Genomic DNA, 26384 nt, shown 5'->3' with positions numbered 1-26384 from the left:
CTGACCACCAGCTCGACGCCCAGTAACCGCGTTACTCAGCACGCGCTGGCACCGCCCACCGACAACAGGGCAAACGTTGCCTGATGCGGCACTAGCAACACCAGGCCGGGGTCTCACCGCAAGATCGAAAGAGCGATCCCGTGGCTATCGAGCACCCTAGCTCTGCCCTGCGTGTCCCCGCCTCCTCGCGCCCGTATCCGATGGCCAATCCCGGCTACGGCAAGCGATCAGCCCCGGACCAACAGCCCCGTTGCGCTGGTGACTTCATGTTGCTGCCGATGCGTGAGCGGCACATCGCCGGGTTCATCGACCAGCTTCCCGACGGCGCGGCCATGGACGTCAAGGGGCTGGCCAAGCAGTTGCCGCTCTACGGGCAGCAGGCGGTCGGTTCGGCCCTGAAAGCCCTGTCCGTCGCCGGGTACCTGCGACGCGTGCGATGCCTGGTGACCGGTGAGGGTGGGCAAGTGCGCTGGGTCTTCCGCACGTTCTGGTCCCGCACCGCCCGCGACAACGAGTGGTGGAGCGCGCTCGTCGGTGCGGAGCGCTCGCAGCCGATGGTTGCCGAGCCCGTTGCCGTCCGGCCGGTGACTGACGTGGTGCCGCAGCAGCGGGCGCCGGAGCCGGTTCCGCCCGTGCTGGAGGGTGACTCGCCCGCGTACGCCGCCCTGGCGCGACTGGGCCGCGTCGATGCCCGTCTGGCACTTTCCGCCGCTGACTGTGCGGTCCTGGAGCCGCTGGCCGCCGCGTGGTTCACGCGCGGCGTGGATGCCGACTACCTCGTGCAGGCGCTCGTTGCCGGGCTACCCGCCGGGGTCGACTCGCCGGTCGGCCTCGTCCGCCGCCGTCTCGCGGACAAGCTACCGCCCCAGGTGGCCGCCGCCCCGGTGCCGCCCGCGCCCGGTGCGACCGTCCGGCGGGTGATGATGGAGTGCACCAAGTGCGGCGTGCCCGGCCGCGCCGAGGCGCTGCCCGACGGCCTCTGCCGCGCCTGTCGGCAGCCTGCCGAGGGGACGCCGGAGGCTTCCGTCGAACTGCCCGCCGAACGGGATGCGCGTACCTACGTCGCCGAGTTGCGTGACCTGCTCAAAGCGCCCTGATCGTCAGGTCAGCTCCTGGCCGCGAATGCGGCGAAGGCCGACCAGGTGGCGGGGGCGACGGTGAGGGTGGGGCCCTCGGGGGCCTTGGAGTCGCGGACGTGGATGGCGGAGGGCTGTGCGGCGACCTCGATGCAGGCGCCGCCCTGCTCGCTGCTGTAGCTCGACTTGAACCACTCAAGTGCGGTGCTCATCGCTCTCCTAGAAGCCGTTCCAGCAAGCCCTGAGATTCCTCGGTGTTGAGGGCCTGTGTTCGCAGCATCGCATATTTGCGCTCCAGGATGCTCACGTCGTCTGGGACCGAGATCAGCTGGCTGCCGCGCTGGGTTTCCGTGTAAGCGAGGCGTTGGTGGTCAGGGGTTTCCACAAGGATGAAAGGTCCCGAGAGGCCTGCGTGCGTGTATCGGCCCAGGGGCATGACCTGGATGGTGATTCCTGTGATCTCGGTGCACTCACGCACGTGTCGGAGGGTCTCCATGTAAACGTCGTCCCCGCCGAGACGGTCCCTGAGGATCGCCTCTGAGATGACGAAACTCGCCGTAGGAGGCTCCTGCTGGTGCAGGATCTCCAGACGTTCCATCCTGGCGGCGACCCGTCTGTCGACCTCCTCATCATCAAGAGCTGGGACGTCGGTGCGGAACACCGCACGTGCGTAGCTCTCCGTCTGAAGCAATCCTGGCAGTACCTGGTTCTCGAACCAGGACAGCGCCAGTGCCTCCCGCTCCAGGTCCATGTACTGCTCCGCCCACGCCGGGATCAGGTCCACCTCCGGCATATTGTCCACCGCCGTCTCCAGCGCCCCCTTCGTGTCCAGCAGCGCGTCCAGGCGCCGGGCCAGGTCGGGGAGGAGGGCGCGGCGGCCCTGTTCGATGGAGGCGATCGTCTCCACCTGTACGGCCGCCCGGTCCGCGAGCTGGGCCTGGGTCAGGCCCGCCGCGACGCGGAACAGGCCGACCAGCTTGCCGACGAGCTTCATGGCCGACGCGTTCCTGCGCTGCCGTTTCCTGGGGTGCATACGGTTCGGCCTCCCCGCCCTGGTGCGTACTCCACGCATCGGAGACCCGTACAACGGATCTGTACGTGCTCACCTACTGCTAACGATAGACACAGAGAGTGACGCTTGTCTCATGAACGAGACGACGCAACTCTCGCTGCTCCGTGAGCGCTTCTGCCGGCGTGAACGTCGCTCGGTGCCTGCGGTACGGGAGTTCGTGCGCGAGGCCGTGACCGACTGGGGGTTCGGGGCGCGGCTCGACGACGTGCTGCTGTGCGTGAGTGAGCTGGCGACCAACGCGCTGCTGCACGGGGTACCGCCGGGGCGCGGGTATCTGGTCCGGCTGCGCTTGGAGGGGGAGGGGCGGGTGCTGTCCGTGGAGGTGCACGACAGCGGGGGCGGGGTGCCTGCGGTGCTGCGGCCGGAGGGGGAGTCGGGGCGTGGGCTGCTGCTCGTCGACGCGCTCGCCGACCGGTGGGGCGTCGGGGAACGGGAGCCCGGCAAGGTCGTGTGGTGTGCGTTCACGCGGCCTCAGCGGCCGGGTGTGACGTCCTGATGGCTCAGGACACCAGGCCCTGGCGGTAGGCGTAGACGACCGCCTGGACGCGGTCGCGGAGGCCGAGCTTGGTGAGGATGCGTGAGACGAAGGTCTTGACCGTCTCCCGGCTGATCACGAGGGACGCGGCGATCTCGTTGTTGGAGAGGCCGTCCGCGATGAGGCGCAGGACCTCCAGCTCGCGGGGGGTCAGCGGGATGCCGGAGCTCTTGTCGTCGGTGGGCCGGATCCGGGCGGCGTACCGGCCGACCAGCTGGCGGGTCACGTCGGGGTCCAGGAGGGCCGCGCCGGCGGCGACGGTCCTGATGCCGTGGAGCAGCCGGTCCGGCGGGGCGTCCTTGAGGAGGAAGCCGCTGGCGCCGGCGCGCAGTGCCTCGTAGACGTACTCGTCGAGGTTGAACGTGGTCACCACGAGCACCTTGACGGGGTGGGGCACTCCGGCGCCGGCCAGCAGGCGGGTGGCCGCGATGCCGTCGAGGACCGGCATGCGGATGTCCATGACCACGACGTCCGGGCGCAGTTCCCCGGCGAGGTCGACAGCGGTCCGCCCGTCCCCGCACTCGCCCGCGACCTCGAGGTCGGGCTGCGCGTCGATGATCGTCGACAGGCCGGTGCGGATCAGGACCTGGTCGTCGCAGATGAGGACACGGATCGGCTCGGTCACGAGGGGCTCCCGGCGGGTATGCGGACCCGGACGGTGAAGCCGCCGTCCTTCTGCTTCTCCGCGCTGAAGTCGCCGCCGAGGACGTCGACCCGTTCGCGGAGGCCGGCCAGGCCGCGCCCGCTCCCGGAGAGTCCGGCCGTCCGCGAGCCGGAGCCGTCCGTGCCGACCTCCACGGTGATTTCCTTCTCGCCATGACGCACTCGGACCGAAGTGCGGCTGCCGTGAGCGTACTTGAGGGCGTTCGTCAGGGACTCCTGCACCACCCGGTAGGCCACGAGGTCGGCGCTGCCGGACGATTCGGCCGGTGTGCCCTCCTCGGTGAACTCCACGGGCTGCCCGGCCCGCCGGGTCTGCTCGACGAGGGTGAGGAGCCGGCCGGCGGCCGGTGTCCTCGGCTCGGTGCCGTGGTCGGGGTTGAGCAGGTCGAGCAGGTGCCGCAGATCGGTGATGGCCCGCCGCCCGGTGTCGGTGACGGCGGTCAGGCTCTGGTCGAGGCGGTCGGGTGCGGCGGTCAGATAGCGTGCCGCCTCGGCCTGGACGACCATGGCCGTCACGTGGTGGGTCACGACGTCGTGGAGTTCGCGGGCGATGCGGGCCCGTTCGGCGGTGCGGGTGTCCTCGGCGACGCGGTTGCGGCGCTCGGCCTCCAGGGCCCGGGTGTCGCGGAGCCATACCCCGACGGCCCAGGCGAGTGCCACGGCCAGGTAGAACGTCACGAACTCGCTCGGCGGGTAGCCAGGGCCGAGCCGGTGGAGTGCGACCGCCAGCGGGACGTACGCCGCGGAGATGGCGAGGGCGGTGGCTCGCCGGTGGTGTTCCAGGAGGGACGCCAGGCTGATCAGCGCGATGGGCAGCGCGGTGCCCGCGAGCGTGTGGTAGCCGCGGAGCTGGTCAAGGGCGAACCCGAGCGCCACCAGGGCGAAGCAGATGACAGGCCACCGCCTGCGCGCGGCGAGCGGGAGGCACTGGAGGGCGATCGCCACGATCGCCAGGGCGTCGAACGGGCGGGACGGGAGGCCGCCGAGCTCCGTGCCGTTGTTGCGGAAGCCCGGCAGGATCGACGCGGCGAGGAGCAGCAGGGCCAGCGGGGCGTACCAGAGTGCGGCGTCCGGCCGGCGCCACAGGTCCTGGATCCGCGCGAGTCCGGTCATCGGGGGAGTGTAGTGGGGGCGGCTTCCTTGGCGGCGCCGCGGCGTCGGGGCACCAGGTTGCCGCGCCGGTGGGCCAGCCACAGGAAGGCGAGGGTGATCAGGAATCCGAACGCCACCGAGTACACGCTGCCTTCGGGGCCGAAGGCGCCGCCGGTGACCCATTCCGGGCCCGACGTGACGGTGTCCAGGAGTCCCTGCGGGGTGTCGTTGCCGGAGACCTCGGTGCTGAAGATGCCGGCCGCCGCGAAGTTCCAGCCGAAGTGCAGGCCGATCGGGACCCACAGGTTGCGGGTCGCGGCGTAGGCGGCGGCGAGCATGCCACCGGCCTCGATCGCGATGGCGAGGGCGCCCCACAGGGTGGCGTCGGGGTTGAGCAGGTGGGAGGCGCCGAACAGCACCGCGGTCAGAGTCAGCGCGATCCAGGTGCCGGTGCGCTCCTCGATGATGCGGAACAGGACGCCGCGGAAGAGCAGTTCCTCCGTCACGGCTGCTGCCGCCATGAAGCCGACCAGCCCTATGGCGCCGGTGACCGAGCCCAGGCCGTTGATCTCGTAGTGCGCGTTGAAGTAGATGTTCGTGATGACGGCGCCGAACATCGCGACGCCGATCAGCAGTCCCCGGGCGATCGCGGCCTCGGCGCCCTTGCGGGCGACCTCGGTGGACGGGCGGTGCTCGGTCCTGCGGACCACCCATCCGTAGACGGGTACGGCGACCACGGCTGTCAGGAGTCCCAGGACGAGTTGGAGCCAGGGGTTGTCCTCCACGGCGGCGACGGCCTGACCGCCGATCATGGCGACCACCACGACGGCCAACAGCTGCCAGACGAACCTCATGAACGCTCCTTCTGCGGGTCCGCGGCCGGAGTGCCGCGGTGCCTCGAACGCTACGGATCCGGCGGTCCGCGATCGTCACCTCACGGTGGACACCTCGGCGTAGCTCGCGCGGGGGACAGGCACCACGAGGCGATCAATTCGGTTGAGGGCGCACCCGGCTACGGGGAGGATCGCCCGCATGTTCTCGCGCAGGAATCGCCGCCCCACGTCCCCCGAACTCGCCGCTGCCTGGGAGTGCCTCGACGGAGGTGATGTCCCCGGTGCGCTGAGCGAGTTGAGGCAGGCCCCGTCGGCGCCGCTGGGGGAGGTCGCCGTCGTCGTCGCTCGGGCCGCCGGGGCGGCGGGTTTCGACGACCTGCGCAAGGCCGCCAAGGAGCTCGCGGAGCACCCGGACCGGGTCCGGTCCCTGTACGACTACGGGTACGCGTGTGTGGAGCGCGGGGTGTCCTACCTGGCGATACCCGCCCTGCGGGAGGCCGTGCGGCTGGCGCCGGACTCGGCGGGGCTGCTGCGCGAGCTGGTCTCGGCGTACGAGCGCGAGGAGTGGCACCGGGAGGCGGTGGACGTGCTGCTCGCGCGCGAGGGCGGTCTCGCCGACTGGCCCGATCGCTACCTCCTGGTCTTCAACGCCGTGCTGGCGGGGGATCTGGAGCTGGCCCGGCTCCACCACGCGCGTCTGCCCGCTCCCGACGACGAGATGTGGCTGGGCGCACGGGACCGGCAGAACCTGGTGCTGGAGCGGGCGGCCGGTGCGGGGGCGGTGAGTCCGCTCGGTGGGACGGATCTGCGGGGCTGGCAGTACGTCATGGGTGGCACGGTGCTGGGCACCCTCTCCCCGTTCGGCTTCGACGCGGGGATGACGGGCCGGTACGCCTGGATCCAGGACAGCCACGAGCAGTGCCTGAACGGCCTGCTGAGGCTGAAGTCGGTGCTGGCGGCCGCCGGGGTCCAGCCGCGTTCGGTGTCGCTGCTGCCGGACCGGGGGAGCCGGATCCTGGGGCTGGCCGCCGCCGAGGTGCTGGGGCTCGTGACGGTGCCGTTCGAGGCAGGCCGGGAGGACACCGTCGTCATCGCCTACGACCTCGACGAGACCGGCCGTACCGAGCAGGGCGCGGAAGCCGTCCAGCAGCTCTTCCACCGGGCCCCGGGTCAGGTCCTGCACGAGCACGCGAGCTGCTGGACCGATCCGCCCGCCGTCACCGCCGACAGTGTCACCTTCCTCCACCAGTCGGTCGTGGCGCCGTGGGGTGAGCGGCTGCTGCCGGGCGCCGACGGCGCGGTGGAGACCGGGGAGCCCGACACGCGGCCGGAGGCGGAGATCGCGGCGGAAATCGTGGCGTCGGACCCGGAGCCGGACGGCGGCGACGGGCAGACGCCGCCCGACCCCGTCGAAGCGCTCACGGAGTTCGCCGCGGGGGTGCGCGGCACGTGGCTGGGGGGTGACCGGGCCCGGCTCCAGTCGTCCGGACCGGTGGGCAGCTCACGGTTCATGTGAGGGGCACCCGTCACGGCCAGCAAGTATGGCTAATGGTGGACAAGTTGCGGCGGAGAGTCGCGACTGCTTACGGTGCCGGCGCGCGCCTGCTTCCTCGCGCCCGTACCCGATGACCGATCCCGGTTACGGCAAGCGATCCGCTCCGGACCAGCAGCCGCGCCGCGCCGACGACTTCGTGTTGCTGCCGTTGCGGGAGCGCAGCATCGCCGGTTCGTCGACGAGCTGCCCGAGGGCGCCGCCATGGACGTCAAGGGTCTGGCCAAGCAGCTCCCGCTCTACGGACAGCAGGCCGTGGCCTCGGCGCTGGACGAGCAGTGTGGGCCCCGTGGTCTCAGGCCTGTTCCACGATCCGCTTGAGCGTCGCGAGGTCGGCGGAGACCGCGGTCTCGTCGCGGCGGAACTCCTCCGCGCTCACACCGGGCCGTCGGCGCAGCGTGAAGACGACCTCGCAGGCGGAGCCGTCCGCGATCACGCGTACCGGGTTGTACACGGTCTCGCCCGAGGGCAGGGTGACGTGGTGGTCGAGGACGCCGAGGTCGTTCCTGGGCGCGAAGTCGACCACGACACGGCCCATGGGGGAGTCGGCGATCCACTGCCCGTCGGTCTCCTCGATCGACGCCCCGAGCCCCGCCGCCCATTCGGGCAGGTGGGACGGCTCCGACGCGTAGGCGTAGACCTGGCCGGCGGGGCGGTCGATGCGGATGCTGATGTGGAGGGTTTCGGCGTCAGATGTGGTCATGGCAGCGACGCTACCCAGCCGGCCGTGCCGTCGTCCTGAACGGATCGGACGTCCGCACTCGGAGGCGCCCGGCCGGGGGCATCCCTCACGGTGGTTCGGGGGCCCGCCCCAATGCGGTGCCGCTCGCCGCTCGTGAGGCTGGACGGGTAGCTGTCCGGCCTCACTCGGGAGAAGCATGACCACCTCCGTACCACCACTGCCGTCCGCCGGGAACCGGTACCGCCGCCGGCTGAGGGCGCCGCTGGCCGCCCTCTGCTGCGCGCTCCTGCTCGGCGGGCCCGCTGCCGCCACCGCCGCCGCTGCCGGGCCGCCCCCTGCCCGTGCGCAGGCGCGGGGCACGCTGGTGTCCGCAGAGAAGCTGTACACGCTCGCCACGCCGGAGGCCGTGGTCGCCGAACTGGCCGCAGCCGGGTTCGGGGGCGACACCGTCCGGCACGGGGTGGTCGCGTACCGGCTGGTCTACCGGACGGTCGACGTGCACGGACGGCCCACGACGGCGAGCGGGCTGTTCGTGCTGCCGCTCGCCTCCGAACGGCGTTTACAGCCCGTCTCCTTCGCCCACGGGACGGGCGTCCACAAGGACGACTCACCGTCCATGCAGCGTGCCAGGTTCGTGTCGGCACCGGTCGTCGCGCACGCGGCGGCGGGTGCCGCCGGGGTGGCGCCCGACTACCTGGGGATGGGTACGGGCCCGGGGCTGCACCCCTGGATGGACATCGGTTCGGAGACCACGGCGTCCCTGGACATGCTGCGCGCCGCCCGCGCCTTCGCGCCCCGCACCGGCCATGCGCTGGAGCGCGACGTCCAGGTCACCGGCTTCTCGCAGGGCGCCTCCGCGGCCCTGGGGCTGGGGCGGGCCCTGGAAGCGGGTGAGGACCGGTGGTTCAGGCTGGGCGCGCTGGCACCGGTCAGCGGCGCGTACGACTTCGGCGGCACGGAGCTGCCCGCGCTGTTCGGGGGCGAATTGCACGCGAAGTCGGGTGTGGTCTACGCGGCGTACACGCTGGTGGCGTTCAACCGGCTCCACCCGGTCTACGACAGCCCCTACGAGGTCTTCGACAAGGACTACGCGCCCGAGGTCGAGGCGCTGTTCGACGGCACCCACACCGGGCAACAGCTCATGGGCGGCCTCCCGGCGACGGTGGACGCTCTGCTGACCGACCATGGCCGTGCCGTGCTGGAGCATCCGACCGGGGCGCTGGCGGGCGCGCTGCGCACCACCGACGCCGTGTGCACCGACTGGGTGCCGGACGCCCCGGTCCGGCTGTACATGGCGACCGGGGACGAGCAGGCCGTCACCGCCAACACCGAGGAATGCCGGTCGGCCCTGCGGCGGAACGGTGTGAGGGCCCCGGTCGTCGATGTCGGCGCAGTCGACCACCAGGAGTCGCGCCACTCGGGATCCAACGTCGCGGCCACGCCTGCGATCATCCGCTGGTTCGGCGCGCTGCGAGGGCGGTGACCGGCGGCACCGGCCGGCGGCGCTGATCGTGCTACGGACGCACCTGTCGGGCGTGGTCTGCCGCCGTCACCGGCGGAGGCCTTCGTCCAGCATGCGGATCAGCTCACCGACGCGTCCGCCGCCGGTCGGTGCCGCCGGATAGCGCGTGAGTACGTCCACGACGCCCGGCGTCGCGTGCCCCACCGCTCGCTCGACGTGGTCGGCGCCCACGGCCGGGTCGTCGTCGGCGAGCAGCTCGGCCGTCCTGGCGGCGTGCGCGGCTGCCCCGAGGATGTGCTTGACCTGGGTGGCCTTGGGCAGTGGATGCAGATAGGCGGCGCCCGCAGCTGCCATCGCCGCCCGCGCCGCCTCACGGCCGGCAGGGGTGTCCGCGCCCTTCGCCGCCTTGAGCGCCGCCCACGCCGTGTCGCGCAGGGCCTTTCCGCGCTTACCGCCCCGCGCGAACTCCCAGGCGGCGCCGATCGCTTCACGAGGGCGTGCATCGTCCGGTCGGTCGGCCTCGAAGACCTCCAGCACCGCCTCCGCGCACGCTGCGGCGAACGCCGTCACCTCGCGGAGGTCCTGCGTGCTCAGCTCGACCTCGACCGCTTCCTCCGCCACGGCTTCGCGGCTCAGCGCCGTGCGGCGTACGCGGCGAAGGACGACCAGGCGGCGGGGGCGACGGTGAAGACCGGGCCGTCGGGGTTCTTGGAGTCGCGGATGTGGATGGCGGTGGGGTGGGCGGCGACTTCGAGGCAGTTTCCGCCGTCGCTGCCGCTGTAGCTGGACTTGCGCCATGCGTAGGCGACTTCGGGGCAGGCACCGCCCTCGTCGCTGCCGTAGGTCGACTTGAACCACTCACGTGCGGTGCTCATTGCTCTCCTGGCAGCCGGTCTTCACGCATGCGCGGCCCGTACAAGAATTCTGTACCGGTTCGCCTACTACCTGAGGGTAGGCACAGAGAGTCACCACGTCACGTGAACGGCGCACCTGACGTCGGCGCGGGCCGTGACGCACCGGCGGGCCCGGCACCGTTGTCCGGTGCCGGGCCCGCCGGGTGGTCATCGCCCGGGTCGGGGTGCCTGGCCGGCACCCCGCCTCAGGGGTCAGGCGTGGGTGCCGGCCTTGCGGCGGCGTACGACGAACACCGCGCCCGCGCCGATCGCCATGGCCGCCCCGCTCGCGAGGGCGAGCTGCGACGTCGCGTCGGAGGAGCCCGTGGCGGCGAGGGTGCCGCCCGCCGGAGTGGCTGACGCGCCGGTCTGCGGCGTGAGGTTCGAGTTGTTCGGCTTGGTCGTGCCGACCGTGGCGTCCGGGGTCTTGCCGGGCTTGCTGCCTGCCGCGGCGATCATGAACTCGTAGCCCTCGAGGTCCGGGCTGCCGCCACAGGTGCCGTTGTCGTTCCAGTAGTCACCGGCGACGAAGGTGACGCCGTTGCCCGCGGGGGCCTTGGCGTCGACGGTCAGGCGCATCTTGATGTCGGCGTGGGCGCCGGCCTTCAGCGGGCTGATGCGGTCGATGTAGTTCTCGTTGTCGACGTTCTTCCACGTCTTGGACGAGCCCGAGGACCACTGCAGACGCACCAGGTCGTCGAGGCCCTTGAGCCCGCTCTTGTCGGTCGCGTGGACGTAGACGAACGGGTACACCTCGTCCATCGTCTTGCCGGTGCCGTTGGTCACCCGGAGCTTGAAGTCGGTCTTCGTGCCGGCGACGACGGTGGACGGCAGGCCGGTGACGACCGTGGTGAGCTTGGGCTCGGGGACGCACGTCTCGTCCTCGCCGCCGCCCTCGGCCTCCTCTTCCTTCGCCTTGGCCAGGGCCTCGTCGGCGGAGTTCTTGTCGGCGAGCGCCTGCTCCAGCGCCTTCCGGGCCTTGTGCAGCTCCTTTGCGGCGGCGACCCGGTAGTCGTCGAGCGCCTTCCCGGCCTTCTCGGCCTCGTCGTCGGCGGCGACCTTGGCGTCGTCAGCGGCCTTGGCGGCGGTCTTCGCCTCGGTGAGCGCGGACTCCGCCGCGCTCCTCTCCTCGTCGGTGGCCGCGTCCGTGAGGTCGTCGACCGCGGCCTGCGCGGCGACGACGGCCTCGTCGGCGGTGGTCTTCGCGGTGGCGGCCTCCGCCGCGGTGTCCCGGGCGGCCTTGGCGGTCACGGCCAGGGGGGCGGTGTCGGACGCGGCCGCTTCCATGGCCGCCTCGGCGGCCTCCTCGGCCGCCACGGCGTCGTCGTACACGGCCTGTGCCGCGGCGGCGGCCTTCTCCAGCTCCGCGACGGACGGCTTGTTCTGCGTCTGCGCCGCCGGCTTGTCGTCTGCGAACGCGGGGGTGACCGACAGCAGGACCACCGGCGTGGTGACTGCGGCGGCAACGGCTGTGGCAAGTATGCGGCGAATCTTCACAAGGGCCCTTCGAGGCACGGAACGAGAACAAGAAGAAGGGGTCGCAGCGGAAATGGGGCACGCAGATGCGACGTGAGGTGATCGTATGACCGGGGCGGCGATCGAGCGTCACGTTTTCTTCACACGTTCCCGCCTCTACCACACCCTCGTGGTGGACAGAGGTGGCGAAAGGGCGCAGTTGCCTTCCCCGTCCGCGCTTTCGCTGTGATCAATGCCACTGGGGGCGGGCCTGCGGCGTGCCTGACGTCCCGTCGCGGCCCTGCCCCCACCTGCGCCGCGCCGGTCAGTACATGAGGGCGTCGTCCATGTCGGTCCGCCAGTACGTCACGGCCAGGGTGCTGTCGACGTAGACCTCCTTGCCGAGCGGGACGTTCACCATCGGGCCCTCGGAACCGCCGTCGCGACCCTGGAGGCCGACGGTCAGTTCCTTGGTCGAGTAGCCGCCCGTGCCGCTGCCGTCGGCGGACGAGGTCCTGACGCCGGTGTACGCGGACTCGCCGGGGGCGAGGACGACGACGGACTGCGGCACGCTGTCCTCGACGACCTGGGGCACGGACTGCGCCTCCCCGAACCGGAGGAACGGGTAGGAGTAGGCGTAGCAGGACTTCGAACCGGTGTTGGTCACCGTGAGCAGCATGTGGTTGACGGGGCGCTGGACGCTCGTCATGGTGAGCTCCGTGTTCGCGCCGGTGCAGGTGGGCAGGGCCCCGTCCTTGGCGCCGCCGCTGCCGCGCTGTGCTCCCGCCGGCTTCGCGGCGGGCTTCGAGGTGGCGGAACCGGAATCCTTTGCGGTGCCCGAACCGGAGCCGGTGGTGCCCGTGTCTTCGGCCGTGGTCCCGGCCTTGTCCGTGGCCTCGTCCTTGCTCCTGTCCGCCACCGGGGCCGCGGAGGTGCCGGCGGCCGACGCCTGGGACTCCGAGCCGCCGGAGCCGTCGGCGGATTCCGGGCCGCCGCTCTGGCAGGCCGTCAGGGACAGGGCGGCGATCAGTGCGGCGGTGCCCAGGGCGGAGGTGCGGGCGGCGTGGCGGAAGCGAAGGTTACGCATGAGTGGATCTCCCCGTTCGAAGGTGGTGAGCGCCCGGAGCGCCGAGTTGGCGCCCTGCGGTGCGGGCGGGTGTACTGAGCGGTGACGCGTGGTCAGAGGCGTTACAGGAGTGCGATGACGACCGCGATGCAGGCGATCAGCACTCCCGTGGCCACCGCGTCGGTCAGGCTGATCTCAGGTCGGTTGCGCACGGCGGCTCCCGGGACGGGTGAGGGTGGGATGTACGGATCGCGGGGAACGCCGCGGTGTGTCCACAACCTTTCCGGCCCCGGAATCCGGCCGCAACGGCTGCCGGGGCATGCGGGACGCCGGAACGCTTTCGCACCCTCTGACCTGCGCGGACATCACCTCCCTGGAACGCCTTCCCGGGATGGAACGGAAGGGGAACGGTCGGGGTGGGCACAGAGATCCAGGACTTCGCGGCGCTGCTCAGGGGGCTGAAGGAGCGGTCCGGGCTCAGTTACGGGGCGCTCGCGCAGAAGCTGCACATGAGCACCTCGACCGTGCACCGGTACTGCAACGGGGACGCCGTCCCTCATGACTACGCGCCCGTCGAACGCTTCGCGCGGGTGTGCCGGGCGTCGGCCGACGAGTTGATGGCACTGCACCGGAAGTGGATCCTCGCCGACGAGGCGAAGCGGCGCGGGGCGAGGAAGCCGGAGGCGGGCGGTACCGGCGGCGATCCTGCCGCCGCCCCGCCCGTCCTCGCCGGCCCTGATCCCGTCGCACCGTCCCCGGCCGGACCCGAGCTGTCCGAGCCGTCGCCCGCCGTCCCGGAGGCGGCCGTGCCGGTGCCCGCCGCCCAGAAGGCCGCGGCACCTGATGGTGCCGAGCCTCATACGGAAGCGAGCCCTGGGGGCGAAGCGGAATCCGTGTCGGAGGACGTGACACCCGAGGGAAGCGATCCGGGGACCGCCCCCGGTCCCCGGCGCCCCACCACCAGGAGACTGAGGGTCCTGCTCACCGCCGTGGCCGTCGTGGCGCTCACCGTGCCGGTGGCCCTCGCCGTACGGGGGATCGGGGGCGACGGGCCGGCCGACGACAAGCAGTCGAACGCGGCGCCCAGTCATGCGCCCGTCGTGCCGAGCGGGCGGGCGAGCGCGAGCGGGAGCGGGAAGCCGAGCAGCAGCGGCAGCCCCTCCGCGACGGCCGGCCGCACCGCTTCCCCGAAGGCCGGCGGGGGCGGCGACAAGCCCACGACCTCGTCCTCGCCGCAGCGGCCGCGGAGCGGGGGCGTGCCCGTGAGCGCCACGATCAGCTCGTACAACTGGGAGTCGCCCTGCGGGCAGTACTACCTGCTCGACCAGGAGCCTGACGACGTCCCCCCACCGCCCCCGCCTCAGGACACCCGTGGCTGGGCGAGAGCGCTCGGGGGTGTGGACGGGGGCGACATGATGCTCGAACTCACCCTTCAGGGGACGACCGGGGAAGCGGTCGTGCTGAACGGGCTGCACGTGCGGGTGCTGGGGCGCGACGCGGCGCTCGCCCGGTCCGCGTACTCGATGGGCAGCGGCTGCGGAAGCGGGATCACGCCGCAGTCCTTCGAGATCGACCTCGACGACAGCCGGCCGCGTTCGAAGCCCGTCGCGGGGACCGACGGGGACACGGTCGTCCCCGCGAAGGACTTCCCCTACCGGGTGAGCTCCACCGACGTCGAGGTCTTCAACCTCGACGCGCACGTGGAGGGGCACGACGTCACCTGGTACCTGGAGCTGGAGTGGACCAGCGGCGGCCGGAGCGGGACCCTGCGCATCGACGACGGCGGTGAACCGTTCCGTACGAGCAGCCTCACCGCCCGGCCGAAGTACCAGTACCGCTCGGACACGGCCCAGTGGGTTCCGGAGGAGTACTGACCGAGTCCGGTACGGCGGGGCAGGGAGCAGCCTCGCAGGCGGACGCCCGTGCGGGACGGTGTCCCGCACGGGCGGTCCCCGTGCTGCGCGCGGACGCCGTGGCGGCGGCCGGGGGCGGAGTCAGAGGCGCTCGGGCGTCCTGATGCCGAGCAGCTTCATGCCCTGGTGCAGGGTGCGGGCGGTGAGCTCGACGAGGAACAGGCGGTTCTCGACGACCTCCGGCGCGTTCTCGTCGCTCAGGACCTGGCACTGGTCGTAGAACGTCGTGAGGTGCGAGGCCAGCTGGTAGAGGTACGCGGCCAGCTTGTGCGGCTCGTAGCCCGTGGCCACCTCCTCCAGGACCGCGCCGAACTGGTCCAGGTGCAGGCCCAGCGCCCGCTCGGCCGGGGCCAGCTCCAGCTCCGGGTGCGCGGCGGGCTTCGCCTCGCCCGCCTTGCGAAGGATGGAGCGGATCCGGGCGTAGGCGTACTGGAGGTACACCGACGTGTCGCCGTTGAGCGACACCATCTGGTCCAGGTCGAACTTGTAGTCCCGCACGGCGGAGGTCGACAGGTCGGCGTACTTCACGGCGCCGACACCGACGTACCGGCCGTTCTCGACGATCTCGTCCTCGGACAGGCCCACCTTCTCGGCCTTCTCCCGGACCACGGCGGTGGCCCGCTCGACGGCCTCGTCGAGGAGGTCCTCCAGCCGGACGGTGGTGCCCTCACGGGTCTTGAAGGGCTTGCCGTCCTTGCCGAGGACCGTGCCGAAGGCGAGCTGGTGCGCCGTGACGCCCTCGTTGAGCCAGCCGGCGCGGCGGGCGGTCTCGAAGACCATCTTGAAGTGCAGGGACTGCCGGGCGTCCACGACGTAGACCAGGGTGTCGGCCTTGAGCTGCTGCACCCGGTCGCGGATGGCGGAGAGGTCGGTGGCCGCGTAGCCGTAGCCGCCGTTGGTCTTCTTGACGATCAGCGGGACCGGGTTGCCGTCCGGACCCTTCACGTCGTCGAAGAACACGCACAGGGCACCTTCGGAGCGGACGGCGACGCCCGTCTCCTCCAGGATCCGGCAGGTCTCCTCGAGCATGTCGTTGTAACCGGACTCGCCGACGATGTCGGGGTCGGAGATGACCATGTCGAGCTTGTCGAAGACGGAGTAGAAGTAGATCTTCGACTCGTCGACGAATCGCTGCCAGTGCGCCAGCGTCTCGGGGTCGCCGGCCTGGAGGGCCACCACCCGGTCGCGGGAGCGGGCCTTGAACTCCTCGTCGGAGTCGAAGAGGACCCGCGACGCCTTGTAGACGCGGTTCAGCGACGACATGGCCGCCTCGCCGTCGGCCTGGTCGCTTTCGTGCTTCAGCTCGTCCGGGTGCTCGAAGAGGTACTGGATGAGCATGCCGAACTGCGTGCCCCAGTCGCCGATGTGGTGGCGCCGGACGACGTTCTCGCCGGTGAACTCGAGGATCTGGACGACCGCGTCACCGATGACCGCCGACCGCAGGTGGCCGACGTGCATCTCCTTGGCCACGTTCGGCTGGGCGTAGTCGACGACGGTCGTGCCCGCGGCGGACTTCAGCGGGACGCCGAGCCGGTCGCCGTCGGCGGCGCGGGCGGCGAGGGTCTCGACGATCGCCCGGTCGGTGAGGGTGATGTTCAGGAAGCCGGGGCCGGAGACCTCGATGTCCTTGATCAGCTCACCGGCCGGAAGGGCCGCCGTGACCTGGGAGGCCAGCTCGCGCGGATTGCCCTTGAGCTTCTTGGCGAGCGCGAGGATGCCGTTGGCCTGGAAGTCGGCCCGGTCGCTTCGGCGCAGCAGCGGGTCCGCGGTGCCGGCATCCGGCAGGGCTGCCGTCAGGGCGTCCGCCAGCTGCTGCTGGAGCGTGGAAGCGAGGGAAGGGACCGAAGCCATGAGCCGGCTGCCGTTTCCGTAGGAGACAAAGGATCACCCCAGTATCCCACGGGGCGTAAAGCCGTTTTCGCGCTGCGGTCGGTACCTGGGAGAATGGGGGTGCCCTTCGTGGGCGTCCCCTACGAGTCCTACACGAGAGAAGGACGTGCCGACCGTGGCTTCGAGTCAGAGCAGCACCGAGACCGACTGGGTCTCCCGCTTCGCGGACGATGTCATCGCCGAATCGGAGCGACGTGCGCCTGGCAAACCGGTCGTCGTCGCGTCCGGCCTGTCCCCGTCGGGCCCGATCCACCTGGGCAACCTCCGCGAGGTCATGACCCCGCACCTCGTCGCCGACGAGATCCGCCGCCGCGGGTACACCGTGCGCCACCTGATCTCCTGGGACGACTACGACCGCTACCGCAAGGTGCCGAACGGCGTCGAGGGCGTCGACGACTCCTGGCAGGCCCACATCGGCAAGCCGCTGACCTCGGTGCCCGCCCCGGCCGGGTCGGCGTACCCGAACTGGGCCGAGCACTTCAAGGCCGCGATGACCCAGGCGCTCGACGAACTGGGTGTCGAGTACGACGGCATCAGCCAGACCGAGCAGTACCTGGCGGGTACGTACCGCGAGCAGGTCCTGCACGCGATGAGGCACCGGGCGGACATCGACGCCGTCCTGGACCGCTACCGCACCAAGAAGGACGGCGCGGCGGGGGCGAAGGGCGGTAAGAAGCCGCAGCAGAAGAAGGCCGACGAGGCCGAGCTGGAAGCGGCCGAGGGCTCGGGCGCGGCGGACGAGGACGACGGCAGCTCCGGCTCCGCCGGCTACTTCCCGTACAAGCCGTACTGCGGCAACTGCGAGAAGGACCTCACCGTCGTCACGTCCTACGACGACGACACGACCGAGCTGAACTACACCTGCTCGGCCTGCGGCTTCGCCGAGACGGTCCGGCTCAACGAGTTCAACCGCGGCAAGCTCGTCTGGAAGGTCGACTGGCCGATGCGCTGGGCCTACGAGGGAGTGATCTTCGAGCCCAGCGGCGTGGACCACTCCTCGCCGGGCTCGTCCTTCGTGGTCGGCGGCCAGATCGTGCGCGAGGTCTTCGACGGCGTCCAGCCGATCGGGCCGATGTACGCGTTCGTCGGGATCTCCGGCATGGCGAAGATGTCCTCCAGCAAGGGCGGTGTGCCGACCCCGGCCGACGCGCTGAAGATCATGGAGGCGCCGCTGCTGCGCTGGCTGTACGCCCGCCGCAGGCCGAACCAGTCCTTCAAGATCGCCTTCGACCAGGAGATCCAGCGGCTCTACGACGAGTGGGACTCGCTGGCCCGCAAGGTGGCCGACGGCACGGTGCTGCCCGCCGACGCCGCCGCCTGGTCACGGGCCATCGGCACGGCCGCCGGGGAGCTGCCCAACACCCCCCGCCCGCTGCCGTACCGCACGCTCGCCTCGGTGGCCGACATCACCGCCGGTGCCGAGGACCAGACGCTGCGCATCCTCAGCGAGCTCGACCCTTCGAGCCCGCTGACCTCGCTCGACGAGGTGCGTCCCCGGCTCGACCGCGCCGAGAACTGGATCACCACCCAGGTCCCGGCCGAGGCCCGCACCATCGTCCGCGACGAGGCGGACAAGGAGCTGCTCGGCTCCCTGGACGAGCAGGGCCGCGAGTCGCTGCGGCTGCTGCTGGAAGGGCTCGACACGCACTGGTCGCTGGACGGCCTGACCACCCTCGTCTACGGGGTGCCGAAGGTGATGGAGGGCCTGGCGCCCGACGCCAAGCCGACGCCCGAGCTGAAGACGGCCCAGCGCTCCTTCTTCGCCCTGCTGTACCGGCTGCTCGTCGGCCGCGACACCGGGCCGCGCCTGCCCACGCTGCTCCTCGCGGTCGGGGCGGACCGGGTGCGGACGCTGCTCGGCGCCTAGCACCACGGAACATGAGGACGGGCGGGCCGCTCAGCGGCCCGCCCGTCCTCATGTTCCTCATGTCCGCCGTCGCCTCTACGCGATGTGGTCGGCGGCCATCTCGTTGTCGAAGCGCTGCTTGAAGCCGGGCAGCAGCTTGCGGAGCAGAGCGGCGCTGTGCGGGTGGCGGACGTTGTGGCCGTCCGAGAGGTGGATGTCGAGGACCTCGGCGCTCGGGTAGTCCTGGTGCTGATGCGTGTACGCCGTGAACACGTCGTACGCGATCTCCCCGAACTCGATCTCGGTCTGGGCCCATTCGGCCGGGTCGGCTTCCTGCTGGGCCGCGTCCTGTCGGACCGGCTCGGGGTGCTCCTGGAGCGGTCCCGCCTCCGGCTCAGCGGCGCGCGGGTGCGGGAAGGTGCCGATCGTGCCCACGTTGCCGAGCGGGCGGGTCCGGCCGGGGCCCGAGGGGATCATCACCGGGCTGGAATCCGTGCCCTCGTCGTACTCGGGGTCGTACCCGCCGTCGTACACCTCGTCCTTGGGCGCCGCGAACCACGGGCTGCCGTGCGCGCCGGGGCCCTCCTGCGGGAACTGCTGCTCGAACTCGTCCTGCTGGACGAACCGGTCCTGCTGGTCGTACTCGTCCTGCGGGTACTGGTGGGCCTGGTCCTGCCGGAGGTCGCGCTCCGGGCCGCCCTGTGTCCGCGGGGCGTACGGGAGTTGGGGGTGCTGCTGCTCGGCCTCCACGGCGGCCGGGGCCGGCGGCAGGAGGGCCGGTTCGATGCCTGCGGCGGCGAGGCCGGCCGGAGCGGTCTCGGCGAGCGGGACACCGTACTTCGCCAGGCGCAGCGGCATCATCGACTCGATGGGGGCCTTGCGGCGCCAGTTGCGGCCGAAGCGGGCCTGGAGGCGGGCCTGGTAGATCAGCCGGTCCTGTTCGAGCTTGATGACCTGCTCGTAACTGCGCAGCTCCCACAGCTTCATCCGGCGCCACAGCTTGAAGGTGGGGACGGGGGAGAGCAGCCAGCGGGTGAGGCGGACGCCTTCCATGTGCTTGTCGGCGGTGATGTCCGCGATCCGGCCCACGGCGTGCCGTGCGGCCTCGACGGCGACGACGAACAGGATGGGGATGACCGCGTGCATGCCGGTGCCCAGCGGGTCCGGCCAGGCGGCGGCGCCGTTGAAGGCGATCGTCGCCGCGGTCAGCAGCCACGCGGTCTGGCGCAGCAGCGGGAAGGGTATGCGCATCCACGTCAGCAGCAGGTCCAGCGCGAGCAGGACGCAGATCCCCGCGTCGATGCCGATCGGGAAGACGAGGGAGAACTTCCCGAAGCCCTTCTCCTCGGCGAGTTCACGTACGGCGGCGTACGAGCCCGCGAAACCGATCGCCGCGATGAGCACGGCGCCGGCGACGACGACCCCGATGAGTACGCGGTGCGTGCGTGTCAACTGCATGGCGGCCACCCGCGATCCCCTCCCGACTTCGACGAACCGGCTCCACTTCGGCATCCGGCGCGGGCACAGCCTGGCACATGCCGGGCGGGCGTGTTACGTGGGGAGGGGCCGAAGCCCGGTACTCGCGGGAGCACCGGGCTTCGTCAAGGCGTCTCTGGGCAGGGCAGTTCGTGCTCCTGCCCGTTCCGGTCACGACTTGGCGTCGGACTAGCCGGCGGTCTTGGCGGTCGCCTTGCGCGTCGTCTTGCTCGTCGTCTTGGTGGACGGCTTGTCAGCCGTCTTCGCCGACGGCTTGGCGGTCGTCTTGGAGGACGACTTGGGGGACGGGGAGACCGTCGACCCCTTCGCGTCGTCGTCGTCGGCGCCGACCGCGGAGACGGCTTCCTCGGCGGCCTTCTGCGCGCCCTTGAGGATGTCGGCGGCGGAGGGCGTCTTGGCTCCCGCGAACCCGGCCCCGTTGTAGGTGACGCTGACGACGACGTTGCCGGTGCGGGCGACGATCCTCGCGTACTCGAAGTCCTCGTCCGACTTGCTGAGGCCGTACGTGACGGAGGTGGCCTGCTCACCGAGTCCGGTGGCGGGCTTGGCGGAGGGCTTCTCGGCACCCTCGGTCGCCTGTGCCTTGGCGACCTGCTTCGTGTACTCGTCCGTCGCGCGCTTGGCGCCGCTGCCCAGGGACTGGTCCGACTCGAAGCGGGTGAAGCCGACGTCGAGCCAGCGGTACTGCGAGCCCTTGACGCCGTTGTCGTCCAGGCCGTTCCAGGCGCAGCCGCCGCGGGACTCGGTGTCGCTGGACTTGTCAGGGGTGCCGCCCTTGGTCTTGGCCTTCGGGACCAGGTCCTCGATCGTCTTCTTGGAGATCGAGGAGCAGGCGTCGGGCAGCGCGGAGAACTTCGCGGGCTCGACGGTCGGCTCGGCCTTCTTCGTGCTCGGCGCGGACGAGGAGCCCGAGTCCTTCGCGTCGCCGGAGTCCGACGAGCAGCCGGCGACGACGAGCATCACCGGTACGGCGGCGCAGGCGAGTATGCGGGACAGTCGCGGGGCTGATCGGTGCATGGTTCCTTCACTCGGACGGCACGGCGGTGTCGGTCGTGCGGGCGGTCGGGACAGCGGGTCGTACGTCGGTCGGGCGGTCGCATCGGTCGGTCGGGACAGCGGGTCGTACGTCGCGGTGCGACACCGTCGTGCATCACCGTCCGGTACGCGGGCCGGGGGACACGGTACGACGGACCGCGGCCGGATGCCGCCTCCGGCCGGTGGCCCGGGGTGTGCCGGGAGGCCCCGCCGAGGGCCGCGGGCGAACGGTTACGCGCTGAGGGTCTCGTCCAGTTTCCGTGCCAGGGCCTGGGCCTTCTCCTGCAGTTCCCTGCTGTCGGGAACGGAGGTGACGAGGGCGGGCTGCGCGGTGTAGACGACGGTCACGATGACGTTCGATGTGCGGAATACCACGCTCACGGTGCGGTGCTGCGCGGTGGAACCCGCCCGGGTGAGCACGTCGTCCAGGAACGCGGCGTCGCCGAGTTCGTCGAGCAGCCGCGGCCGGAGGTCCTCGTCGGGGCCGGAGCCGGTGGCGCCGTCGGAGGGGGCGCCGGAGGACGTGCCGCCGGGTGAGCCGGACGGTGTGCCGCCGGGTGAGCCGGAGGGTGTGCCGCCGGGTGAGCCGGAGGGTGTGCCGTCCGGCGACGCGGAGGACGAGCCGGTGGGCTTCTCGCTGGGGGTGACACCCCCCGACGTCGGGAGGTCGGCGGCCTCCTCCTTCTTCGCGTACACGTCCCTGGCGCGGTCGTCGTCGCTCACCGCGGGGTCGTACGACACGACGCGCTCGAAGTCGATGGACAGGTTCCGGGAGGCGTCAGGGGCGTCCGACTTCCAGCGGCAGCCGACCTTGCGGTCGGTGTCGTAGGTGACGGTCGCCGTGCCCTCGTACACCTTCTCCTGCTGCTCCTCGGGCAGCTCGGCGGCGCCCGGCAGCAGGTCCTTGAGGGTGGAGCGGGGTACGGCACGGCAGGATTCGGGCAGCGTCCGGTACTTCCCGGGAGGCGCGGCCGTGACCGTCGGGCTGCCGGGCTTGCTGTCGGCGGCGGGGTCGTCGGCGTCGGAGCCGGCGCTGCAGCCGGCGACGAGCGCCACGAGAAGCGCGACGCCGGGTACGTACGCCATGTGTCGCACGGTCCCAGGCTCCCTTCGGTACGAAAACGGGTTGCCGCTCGATGGCGGCCGATGGACACAATGTGTATCGCACGCGCCGCTGTGAATGCCGGTCGGCCGACCTTTATGCCGACCTCGGTACCGGTTTTGCGCTTTCAGTGTTTTTCGGGGGAATCGAGGGGTTATGTCGTATGTAGAGGTGCCGGGTGCGCAGGTTCCCATCCGTATGTGGGCGGATCCGGCGTCGGTCGAGCACGGCGCGATGCAGCAGCTGCGGAACGTGTCCACGCTGCCCTGGATCAAGGGTCTCGCCGTCATGCCGGACGTCCACTACGGCAAGGGTGCGACCGTCGGTTCGGTGATCGCGATGCACGGTGCGGTCTGCCCGGCCGCGGTGGGCGTGGACATCGGCTGCGGGATGTCGGCGGTGAAGACGTCGCTCACGGCCAACGACCTGCCGGGGGACCTCTCGCGACTCCGGTCGAAGATCGAGCAGGCCATTCCGGTGGGCCGGGGGATGCACGACGACACGGTCGACCCGGGGAAGCTCCACGGTTTCCCGACCAGCGGCTGGGACGACTTCTGGTCCCGTTTCGACGGGATTGCCGAGGCGGTCAAATTCCGTCAGGAGCGCGCCACGAAGCAGATGGGAACGCTCGGCTCGGGCAACCACTTCATCGAGTTCTGTCTCGATGAGGCCGGGGCGGTATGGCTGATGCTGCACTCCGGGTCCCGGAACATCGGCAAGGAGCTCGCCGACTTCCACATCGGGCAGGCCCAGAAGCTTCCGCACAACCAGGGCCTGGTCGACCGTGACCTGGCGGTCTTCATCGCCGACACCCCGCAGATGGCGGCCTACCGGAACGACTTGTTCTGGGCGCAGGAGTACGCCAAGTACAACCGCTCGATCATGATGGGCCTCTTCCAGGACGTGGTCCGGAAGGAGTTCAAAAAGGCCCGGGTCACCTTCGAGCCCGTCATCTCCTGCCACCACAACTACGTGGCGGAGGAGCGGTACGACGGCATGGACCTGCTGGTCACCCGTAAGGGTGCGATCCGCGCGGGCTCCGGGGAGTTCGGGATCATCCCCGGGTCCATGGGGACCGGCTCGTACATCGTGAAGGGCCTCGGGAACACCAAGTCGTTCAACTCCGCCTCGCACGGCGCGGGCAGGCGGATGAGCCGGAACGCGGCCAAGCGGAAGTTCTCGACGCAGGACCTGGAGGACCAGACGCGGGGCGTGGAGTGCCGCAAGGACTCCGGTGTGGTGGACGAGATCCCGGCGGCGTACAAGCCGATCGAGCAGGTCATCGACCAGCAGCGCGACCTGGTCGAGGTCGTCGCGAAGCTCAAGCAGCTGGTGTGCGTGAAGGGCTGAGGCCCGGCAGCCTCGGGGGAGCGGCAGGCCCTGGACCGATCGCGGTCCGGGGCCTGCGGCTGTGCGGAGGGGCCCCCGGCCGCTCTCAGGAGAGGCCGGAGGCCATGGCGCCGCCGCCGGTGGCGACACCACCGCTCGGCTTGGGGGCGGTGAAGGGCGGGGTGTCCTGCCGGCACGTCGTTCCGGTCGGCGGGAGGACTCCGTCGACGAAGTAACGGCTCTCGTGGTCCTGGACGCAGCTGCTGGGATTGAGCAGCGCGGTGTGTCCGTATCCCTCGTTGGTGAGCAGGCGGGCGTCGGCGAGCTCCTCGACCATGGCCCGCGAGTTCGGGTAGGCGGTGGAGGGGTCGTAGGTGGTGCCGACGACCAGGACGGGGTTCGCGGTCCGTCGGTCCCACGGGCCGGTGTAGCGGTCGGGGGAGGCGGGCCAGGTGGTGCACCCGGCGGTCGCCCAGGTCCAGAAGCGCCCGGCGTCGCCCGCGCGGGCGGCCGAGGCCTCTTCCAGGGAGGGGTAGGCACCAGCGTCACGCGGATTGGGGCTGTCGCCGCAGAGCACGGCCGCCGCCTGCTCCTCGCCCAGGTACGGATTCGGATCGGGGACCGGCGGTGCGGGCGGGAAGGGCGAGGGCTCCGGCGCGCCCCCCTGCCACAGCTCCTGAAGCCGGCCGGCGAGGTCGGCCCACCCGCTGACGAGGTAGAGGCTGTTCACCGTGTCGGCGACCGTACGGGCATACGTCCACGTGTCCACGGGCTCCTTCCGCAGCCGCTCGGTCAGCCGGTCGAACTTGTCCCGGGTCGCCTTCGGGGTACCGGCGGAGAAGCCGCAACGGGCGGTGGTGGTGGAACCGCACAGGTCGAGAAACGTGTCGAGTGTCGCCGCCGCGCTCCGGTCCGAGCCGACGCGGAGGAACGTCGTGAGCCGTGCGTCGTCGGACGCGTGGTTCGTCCAGGCCCGGGGGCCGATGTTGCTGTCGAGGGTCATGGCCCGGACCTTGCCGGGGAAGAGGTTGGCGTAGGTGGCACCCAGGATCGTGCCGTAGGAGATCCCGTAGTAGTTGAGCTGCGGCTCGCCCACCGAGCGGCGGAGCTGATCGAGGTCGCGGGCGGTGTCGGCGGTCGACACGTGACGCAGGAGCTCGGGGTCCTTCTTCTCGCAGCGGCGTACCAGATCCGCGTACGCGGCGGTGAAGTCCTTCTGCTCCTTCTCGCCCACCGGGAAGCCCACGGGCTTGCTCGCGTTCCAGCCGGCGGCTTCCTGCGGGCTCGTGAAGCAGTTCACGGCGGTGCTGCTGCCGATTCCGCGGGGGTCCCAGCTGACGATGTCGAACCGCTCCCGGACCTCGCGGGGGAAGAACTCGTAGTTCTGCGGCATCTGGACCGTCCCGGGCCCACCGGGGCCACCGGGGTTGAAGAACAGGGTTCCGACGCGCTGTCCGGGGCCGGTCGCCTTCCGTCTGACGACGGCCAGATCGATGCTGCGGCCGCCCGGGGCCGCGTAGTCCAGGGGCACCTTCGCGGTGGCGCAGTCGAACGGACTGCCCTGGATGCAGGGTCTCCATTCCAGCTGTGGGGCAGGCACAGCGGGTGTGGGCGCAGCGTCGGCCGCGACCGGTCCCTGCCCGGTCAGTGCGGTCGAGCAGGACATCACCGCGGCGATGACAGCGGCCTGACGCCGTCGGCCCACTATGAATCCGCGCAGGGGGTGTACAGGCATGTTCCGGCCTCTCTCGGTGACTGAGCGGCCGAGCCGGCCGACCACCCGGACCTCGGCACGCACCTGTGTCCACAACACAGCGCTCCACTACGGCGCGCGAGGCATGCGCGGCCGATCGGCCGACGCGGTCCGCCCTGAGAGGCGGCGCCGGGGGGAGAGGCAGCCGGGGCGGCCGTGTCCGCACGCACGCGAGCCCCGGACCCCTGCGGGACGGGATCCGGGGCTCGTCTCAGCCGGGAGCCGGGAGCCGGGAGCCGGGAGTCATTCGGCCGTCGGCTTCAGAGCGTGCGGTGGACCTTGGAGTTGGAGGCCTGGGCCCGCGGGCGGACGACCAGCAGGTCGATGTTGACGTGGCTGGGGCGGGTGACGGCCCAGGTGATCGTGTCGGCCACGTCGTCGGCGGAGAGCGGGGCGTCGACGCCCGCGTAGACCTTGGCGGCCTTTTCGGCGTCGCCGCGGAAGCGGGTGGTGGCGAACTCCTCGGTCTTGACCATGCCGGGCGCGACCTCGATCACGCGGACCGGTGAGCCGACGATCTCCAGCCGGAGGGTCTCCGCGAGGACGTGCTCGCCGTGCTTCGCGGCGACGTAACCGCCCCCGCCCTCGTACGTCGAGAGGCCGGCCGTCGAGGAGAGGATCACGACCGTGCCGTCGCCGCTAGCGGTGAGGGCGGGCAGCAGCGCCTGGGTGACGTTGAGCGTGCCGATGACATTGGTCTCGTACATCTGACGCCAGTCGGCGGGGTCGCCCGTGGCGACGGGGTCGGCGCCCAGCGCGCCGCCCGCGTTGTTGACCAGGACGGCCAGGGACCGGAACGCGGTGGCGAACTCGTCGACCGCAGCACGGTCGGTGACGTCCAGGGTGTACGCCGTCGCCTGGTGGCCCGCTGCGGTGAGCTCGGCGGCCAGGTCCTCTATACGGTCCTTGCGGCGTGCGGTGAGCACCACGCGGTATCCGGCGGCGGCCAGCTGCCTGGCGGTCGCGGCGCCGATGCCGCTGCTCGCACCGGTGATGACGGCGATGGGGGTGGCGGCCATGCGAACTCCTCGGACAGCTGATCGGTACGGGGCCAGGATAGGCGGGTGGTCCGGGGGCGGGTTCAGTGGTCGCGGGGGGCGTACATGATCAGCGCCATGCCGGCCAGGCAGACCAGCGCGCCGGTCACGTCCCAGCGGTCCGGGCGGTAGCCGTCGGCGACCATGCCCCAGGCGATCGAACCGGCGACGAACACTCCGCCGTACGCCGCGAGGATGCGGCCGAAGTCCCCGTCCGGCTGGAGCGTGGCCACGAATCCGTAGGCGCCGAGGGCGATGACGCCCGCGCCGATCCAGATCCAGCCGCGATGCTCACGCACCCCTTGCCAGACGAGCCACGCGCCCCCGATCTCGAAGAGCGCGGCGACGACGAAGAGGGCTACGGAACGGGCGACGAGCATGGGGCCAGCGTGTCATGCGGGGCGGGACGCGGGTGCCGGGGACGAGCGGCGCCCTTGACCTGCGCCTCGTGGGCCGGCCGGCCGAGCTCGTGGGCGGGCGGACATGGCGGGCACCGTGTGGAACGGCGGTGCGAGCGCTCGCAACCGGCAGAACCCTGCGCATGAGGTGCTGACCCTTCCGACGGGTGACGCCTACGTCTTCCGAGGCGGCCGAGGCGCCC

The 26384-nt window shown here is 71.3% G+C and carries 24 protein-coding genes and 1 pseudogene; 8 read left to right on the top strand and 17 right to left on the bottom strand.

Annotated features, from left to right (window positions below; all coding sequences use genetic code 11):
• Positions 1 to 140 precede the first annotated feature (140 nt).
• Positions 141 to 1097: a MarR family transcriptional regulator gene (locus ACIRJR_RS31745; protein WP_403787023.1), complete on the top strand. Its 957-nt coding sequence runs from the start codon at positions 141 to 143 to the stop codon at positions 1095 to 1097.
• An 8-nt stretch (positions 1098 to 1105) separates the two neighbouring features.
• On the opposite strand, the gene ACIRJR_RS31740 is transcribed toward ACIRJR_RS31745, so the two are convergent.
• Positions 1106 to 1288, bottom strand: a complete 183-nt coding sequence (locus ACIRJR_RS31740; protein ID WP_403787021.1) for a DUF397 domain-containing protein — start codon at positions 1286 to 1288, stop codon at positions 1106 to 1108.
• Positions 1285 to 2070, bottom strand: coding sequence for a Scr1 family TA system antitoxin-like transcriptional regulator (locus ACIRJR_RS31735; protein ID WP_403787019.1), 786 nt, complete (start codon positions 2068 to 2070; stop codon positions 1285 to 1287). The genes ACIRJR_RS31740 and ACIRJR_RS31735 overlap by 4 nt, the downstream gene beginning before the upstream one ends.
• A gap of 151 nt (positions 2071 to 2221) precedes the next feature.
• Here ACIRJR_RS31735 and ACIRJR_RS31730 point away from each other — a divergent pair, with 151 nt between their 5' ends.
• Positions 2222 to 2644, top strand: coding sequence for an ATP-binding protein (locus ACIRJR_RS31730; RefSeq protein WP_403787017.1), 423 nt, complete (start codon positions 2222 to 2224; stop codon positions 2642 to 2644).
• A 4-nt stretch (positions 2645 to 2648) separates the two neighbouring features.
• Here ACIRJR_RS31730 and ACIRJR_RS31725 read toward each other — a convergent pair whose 3' ends face one another.
• The 3 genes from ACIRJR_RS31725 to ACIRJR_RS31715 are packed head-to-tail and all read right to left on the bottom strand — an operon-like array spanning position 2649 to position 5292.
• Positions 2649 to 3308 (bottom strand): response regulator, encoded by a 660-nt coding sequence (locus ACIRJR_RS31725; RefSeq protein WP_403787015.1) that lies wholly within the window; start codon positions 3306 to 3308, stop codon positions 2649 to 2651.
• The gene (locus ACIRJR_RS31720; protein ID WP_403787013.1) at positions 3305 to 4459 is read right to left on the bottom strand and encodes a sensor histidine kinase; all 1155 of its coding nucleotides are present in this window, start codon (positions 4457 to 4459) and stop codon (positions 3305 to 3307) included. The genes ACIRJR_RS31725 and ACIRJR_RS31720 overlap by 4 nt, the downstream gene beginning before the upstream one ends.
• Positions 4456 to 5292, bottom strand: coding sequence for a lysostaphin resistance A-like protein (locus ACIRJR_RS31715; RefSeq protein WP_403787011.1), 837 nt, complete (start codon positions 5290 to 5292; stop codon positions 4456 to 4458). Before ACIRJR_RS31715 ends, ACIRJR_RS31720 begins: the two co-directional genes overlap by 4 nt.
• Before the next feature lie 178 nt (positions 5293 to 5470).
• On the opposite strand from ACIRJR_RS31715, the gene ACIRJR_RS31710 reads away from it, so the two are divergent.
• Together ACIRJR_RS31710 and ACIRJR_RS31705 are read left to right on the top strand one after the other, a co-directional pair.
• Complete coding sequence (locus ACIRJR_RS31710; RefSeq protein ID WP_403787009.1) at positions 5471 to 6787, top strand: hypothetical protein; 1317 nt, start codon at positions 5471 to 5473, stop codon at positions 6785 to 6787.
• A gap of 109 nt (positions 6788 to 6896) precedes the next feature.
• Positions 6897 to 7093: pseudogene (locus ACIRJR_RS31705) on the top strand (MarR family transcriptional regulator); the annotation flags it as partial.
• A gap of 25 nt (positions 7094 to 7118) precedes the next feature.
• On the opposite strand, the gene ACIRJR_RS31700 reads toward ACIRJR_RS31705, so the two are convergent.
• The gene (locus ACIRJR_RS31700; protein ID WP_403787007.1) at positions 7119 to 7526 is read right to left on the bottom strand and encodes an SRPBCC family protein; all 408 of its coding nucleotides are present in this window, start codon (positions 7524 to 7526) and stop codon (positions 7119 to 7121) included.
• A gap of 175 nt (positions 7527 to 7701) precedes the next feature.
• Between ACIRJR_RS31700 and ACIRJR_RS31695 the strand changes: the two genes are divergently transcribed.
• Complete coding sequence (locus ACIRJR_RS31695; RefSeq protein WP_403787005.1) at positions 7702 to 8988, top strand: lipase; 1287 nt, start codon at positions 7702 to 7704, stop codon at positions 8986 to 8988.
• A gap of 66 nt (positions 8989 to 9054) precedes the next feature.
• Here ACIRJR_RS31695 and ACIRJR_RS31690 read toward each other — a convergent pair whose 3' ends face one another.
• From ACIRJR_RS31690 to ACIRJR_RS31675, 4 genes are all read right to left on the bottom strand, one after another.
• A complete protein-coding gene (locus ACIRJR_RS31690) occupies positions 9055 to 9588 on the bottom strand; it encodes a putative immunity protein (protein ID WP_403787003.1) in 534 nt (177 codons plus the stop codon).
• Positions 9589 to 9599: 11 nt separating this feature from the next.
• A complete protein-coding gene (locus tag ACIRJR_RS31685) occupies positions 9600 to 9842 on the bottom strand; it encodes a DUF397 domain-containing protein (protein WP_403787001.1) in 243 nt (80 codons plus the stop codon).
• Between the two features lie 231 nt (positions 9843 to 10073).
• Positions 10074 to 11357 carry a peptidase gene (locus ACIRJR_RS31680; RefSeq protein WP_403787000.1) on the bottom strand — a complete coding sequence of 428 codons (1284 nt, stop codon included), beginning with the start codon at positions 11355 to 11357 and terminating at the stop codon, positions 10074 to 10076.
• Between the two features lie 283 nt (positions 11358 to 11640).
• Positions 11641 to 12402, bottom strand: a complete 762-nt coding sequence (locus ACIRJR_RS31675; protein ID WP_403786998.1) for a DUF4232 domain-containing protein — start codon at positions 12400 to 12402, stop codon at positions 11641 to 11643.
• A 395-nt stretch (positions 12403 to 12797) separates the two neighbouring features.
• Here ACIRJR_RS31675 and ACIRJR_RS31670 point away from each other — a divergent pair, with 395 nt between their 5' ends.
• On the top strand, positions 12798 to 14255 hold the full coding sequence (locus ACIRJR_RS31670; protein ID WP_403786996.1) for a helix-turn-helix domain-containing protein: 1458 nt from the start codon (positions 12798 to 12800) through the stop codon (positions 14253 to 14255).
• Positions 14256 to 14375: 120 nt separating this feature from the next.
• Here ACIRJR_RS31670 and argS read toward each other — a convergent pair whose 3' ends face one another.
• Positions 14376 to 16145: an arginine--tRNA ligase gene (argS, locus tag ACIRJR_RS31665; protein ID WP_403786994.1), complete on the bottom strand. Its 1770-nt coding sequence runs from the start codon at positions 16143 to 16145 to the stop codon at positions 14376 to 14378.
• 145 nt (positions 16146 to 16290) lie between these two features.
• Here argS and lysS point away from each other — a divergent pair, with 145 nt between their 5' ends.
• Entirely contained in the window at positions 16291 to 18051 is a 1761-nt protein-coding gene (lysS, locus tag ACIRJR_RS31660) for a lysine--tRNA ligase (protein WP_403786992.1), read from the top strand.
• A 75-nt stretch (positions 18052 to 18126) separates the two neighbouring features.
• Here lysS and ACIRJR_RS31655 read toward each other — a convergent pair whose 3' ends face one another.
• The 3 genes from ACIRJR_RS31655 to ACIRJR_RS31645 all read right to left on the bottom strand — a co-directional run bounded on the left by ACIRJR_RS31655 (position 18127) and on the right by ACIRJR_RS31645 (position 21648).
• The gene (locus ACIRJR_RS31655) at positions 18127 to 19497 is read right to left on the bottom strand and encodes a DUF2637 domain-containing protein (RefSeq protein WP_403786990.1); all 1371 of its coding nucleotides are present in this window, start codon (positions 19495 to 19497) and stop codon (positions 18127 to 18129) included.
• Positions 19498 to 19695: 198 nt separating this feature from the next.
• Positions 19696 to 20544 (bottom strand): DUF3558 domain-containing protein, encoded by an 849-nt coding sequence (locus ACIRJR_RS31650; RefSeq protein ID WP_403786988.1) that lies wholly within the window; start codon positions 20542 to 20544, stop codon positions 19696 to 19698.
• Positions 20545 to 20793: 249 nt separating this feature from the next.
• The gene (locus ACIRJR_RS31645) at positions 20794 to 21648 is read right to left on the bottom strand and encodes a DUF3558 domain-containing protein (RefSeq protein ID WP_403786986.1); all 855 of its coding nucleotides are present in this window, start codon (positions 21646 to 21648) and stop codon (positions 20794 to 20796) included.
• Between the two features lie 172 nt (positions 21649 to 21820).
• Here ACIRJR_RS31645 and ACIRJR_RS31640 point away from each other — a divergent pair, with 172 nt between their 5' ends.
• On the top strand, positions 21821 to 23014 hold the full coding sequence (locus tag ACIRJR_RS31640; RefSeq protein ID WP_403786984.1) for an RtcB family protein: 1194 nt from the start codon (positions 21821 to 21823) through the stop codon (positions 23012 to 23014).
• Positions 23015 to 23099: 85 nt separating this feature from the next.
• Here ACIRJR_RS31640 and ACIRJR_RS31635 read toward each other — a convergent pair whose 3' ends face one another.
• The 3 genes from ACIRJR_RS31635 to ACIRJR_RS31625 all read right to left on the bottom strand — a co-directional run bounded on the left by ACIRJR_RS31635 (position 23100) and on the right by ACIRJR_RS31625 (position 26163).
• Positions 23100 to 24728 carry an alpha/beta hydrolase gene (locus ACIRJR_RS31635; RefSeq protein WP_403786982.1) on the bottom strand — a complete coding sequence of 543 codons (1629 nt, stop codon included), beginning with the start codon at positions 24726 to 24728 and terminating at the stop codon, positions 23100 to 23102.
• Positions 24729 to 25006: 278 nt separating this feature from the next.
• Complete coding sequence (locus tag ACIRJR_RS31630; protein ID WP_403786980.1) at positions 25007 to 25765, bottom strand: SDR family NAD(P)-dependent oxidoreductase; 759 nt, start codon at positions 25763 to 25765, stop codon at positions 25007 to 25009.
• Between the two features lie 62 nt (positions 25766 to 25827).
• Entirely contained in the window at positions 25828 to 26163 is a 336-nt protein-coding gene (locus ACIRJR_RS31625; RefSeq protein ID WP_376376208.1) for a YnfA family protein, read from the bottom strand.
• Between the last annotated feature and the right edge of the window lie 221 nt (positions 26164 to 26384).

It is taken from the genome of Streptomyces sp. NPDC102402 (genome assembly GCF_044765765.1).
In the GTDB taxonomy this organism is placed as follows: domain Bacteria; phylum Actinomycetota; class Actinomycetes; order Streptomycetales; family Streptomycetaceae; genus Streptomyces.
This window is presented reverse-complemented; position numbering and strand designations above follow the sequence as displayed.

What these genes read in the sequence shown, in the direction of transcription:
- ACIRJR_RS31740 (WP_403787021.1), bottom strand. Translation starts at nt 1,288, where the DNA reads ATGAGCACCGCACTTGAGTGGTTCAAGTCGAGCTACAGCAGCGAGCAG.
- ACIRJR_RS31735 (WP_403787019.1), bottom strand. Translation starts at nt 2,070, where the DNA reads ATGAAGCTCGTCGGCAAGCTGGTCGGCCTGTTCCGCGTCGCGGCGGGC.
- ACIRJR_RS31730 (WP_403787017.1), top strand. Translation starts at nt 2,222, where the DNA reads ATGAACGAGACGACGCAACTCTCGCTGCTCCGTGAGCGCTTCTGCCGG.
- ACIRJR_RS31720 (WP_403787013.1), bottom strand. Translation starts at nt 4,459, where the DNA reads ATGACCGGACTCGCGCGGATCCAGGACCTGTGGCGCCGGCCGGACGCC.
- ACIRJR_RS31715 (WP_403787011.1), bottom strand. Translation starts at nt 5,292, where the DNA reads ATGAGGTTCGTCTGGCAGCTGTTGGCCGTCGTGGTGGTCGCCATGATC.
- ACIRJR_RS31710 (WP_403787009.1), top strand. Translation starts at nt 5,471, where the DNA reads ATGTTCTCGCGCAGGAATCGCCGCCCCACGTCCCCCGAACTCGCCGCT.
- ACIRJR_RS31700 (WP_403787007.1), bottom strand. Translation starts at nt 7,526, where the DNA reads ATGACCACATCTGACGCCGAAACCCTCCACATCAGCATCCGCATCGAC.
- ACIRJR_RS31695 (WP_403787005.1), top strand. Translation starts at nt 7,702, where the DNA reads ATGACCACCTCCGTACCACCACTGCCGTCCGCCGGGAACCGGTACCGC.
- ACIRJR_RS31685 (WP_403787001.1), bottom strand. Translation starts at nt 9,842, where the DNA reads ATGAGCACCGCACGTGAGTGGTTCAAGTCGACCTACGGCAGCGACGAG.
- ACIRJR_RS31675 (WP_403786998.1), bottom strand. Translation starts at nt 12,402, where the DNA reads ATGCGTAACCTTCGCTTCCGCCACGCCGCCCGCACCTCCGCCCTGGGC.
- argS (WP_403786994.1), bottom strand. Translation starts at nt 16,145, where the DNA reads ATGGCTTCGGTCCCTTCCCTCGCTTCCACGCTCCAGCAGCAGCTGGCG.
- ACIRJR_RS31650 (WP_403786988.1), bottom strand. Translation starts at nt 20,544, where the DNA reads ATGCACCGATCAGCCCCGCGACTGTCCCGCATACTCGCCTGCGCCGCC.
- ACIRJR_RS31645 (WP_403786986.1), bottom strand. Translation starts at nt 21,648, where the DNA reads ATGGCGTACGTACCCGGCGTCGCGCTTCTCGTGGCGCTCGTCGCCGGC.
- ACIRJR_RS31640 (WP_403786984.1), top strand. Translation starts at nt 21,821, where the DNA reads ATGTCGTATGTAGAGGTGCCGGGTGCGCAGGTTCCCATCCGTATGTGG.
- ACIRJR_RS31635 (WP_403786982.1), bottom strand. Translation starts at nt 24,728, where the DNA reads ATGCCTGTACACCCCCTGCGCGGATTCATAGTGGGCCGACGGCGTCAG.
- ACIRJR_RS31630 (WP_403786980.1), bottom strand. Translation starts at nt 25,765, where the DNA reads ATGGCCGCCACCCCCATCGCCGTCATCACCGGTGCGAGCAGCGGCATC.
- ACIRJR_RS31625 (WP_376376208.1), bottom strand. Translation starts at nt 26,163, where the DNA reads ATGCTCGTCGCCCGTTCCGTAGCCCTCTTCGTCGTCGCCGCGCTCTTC.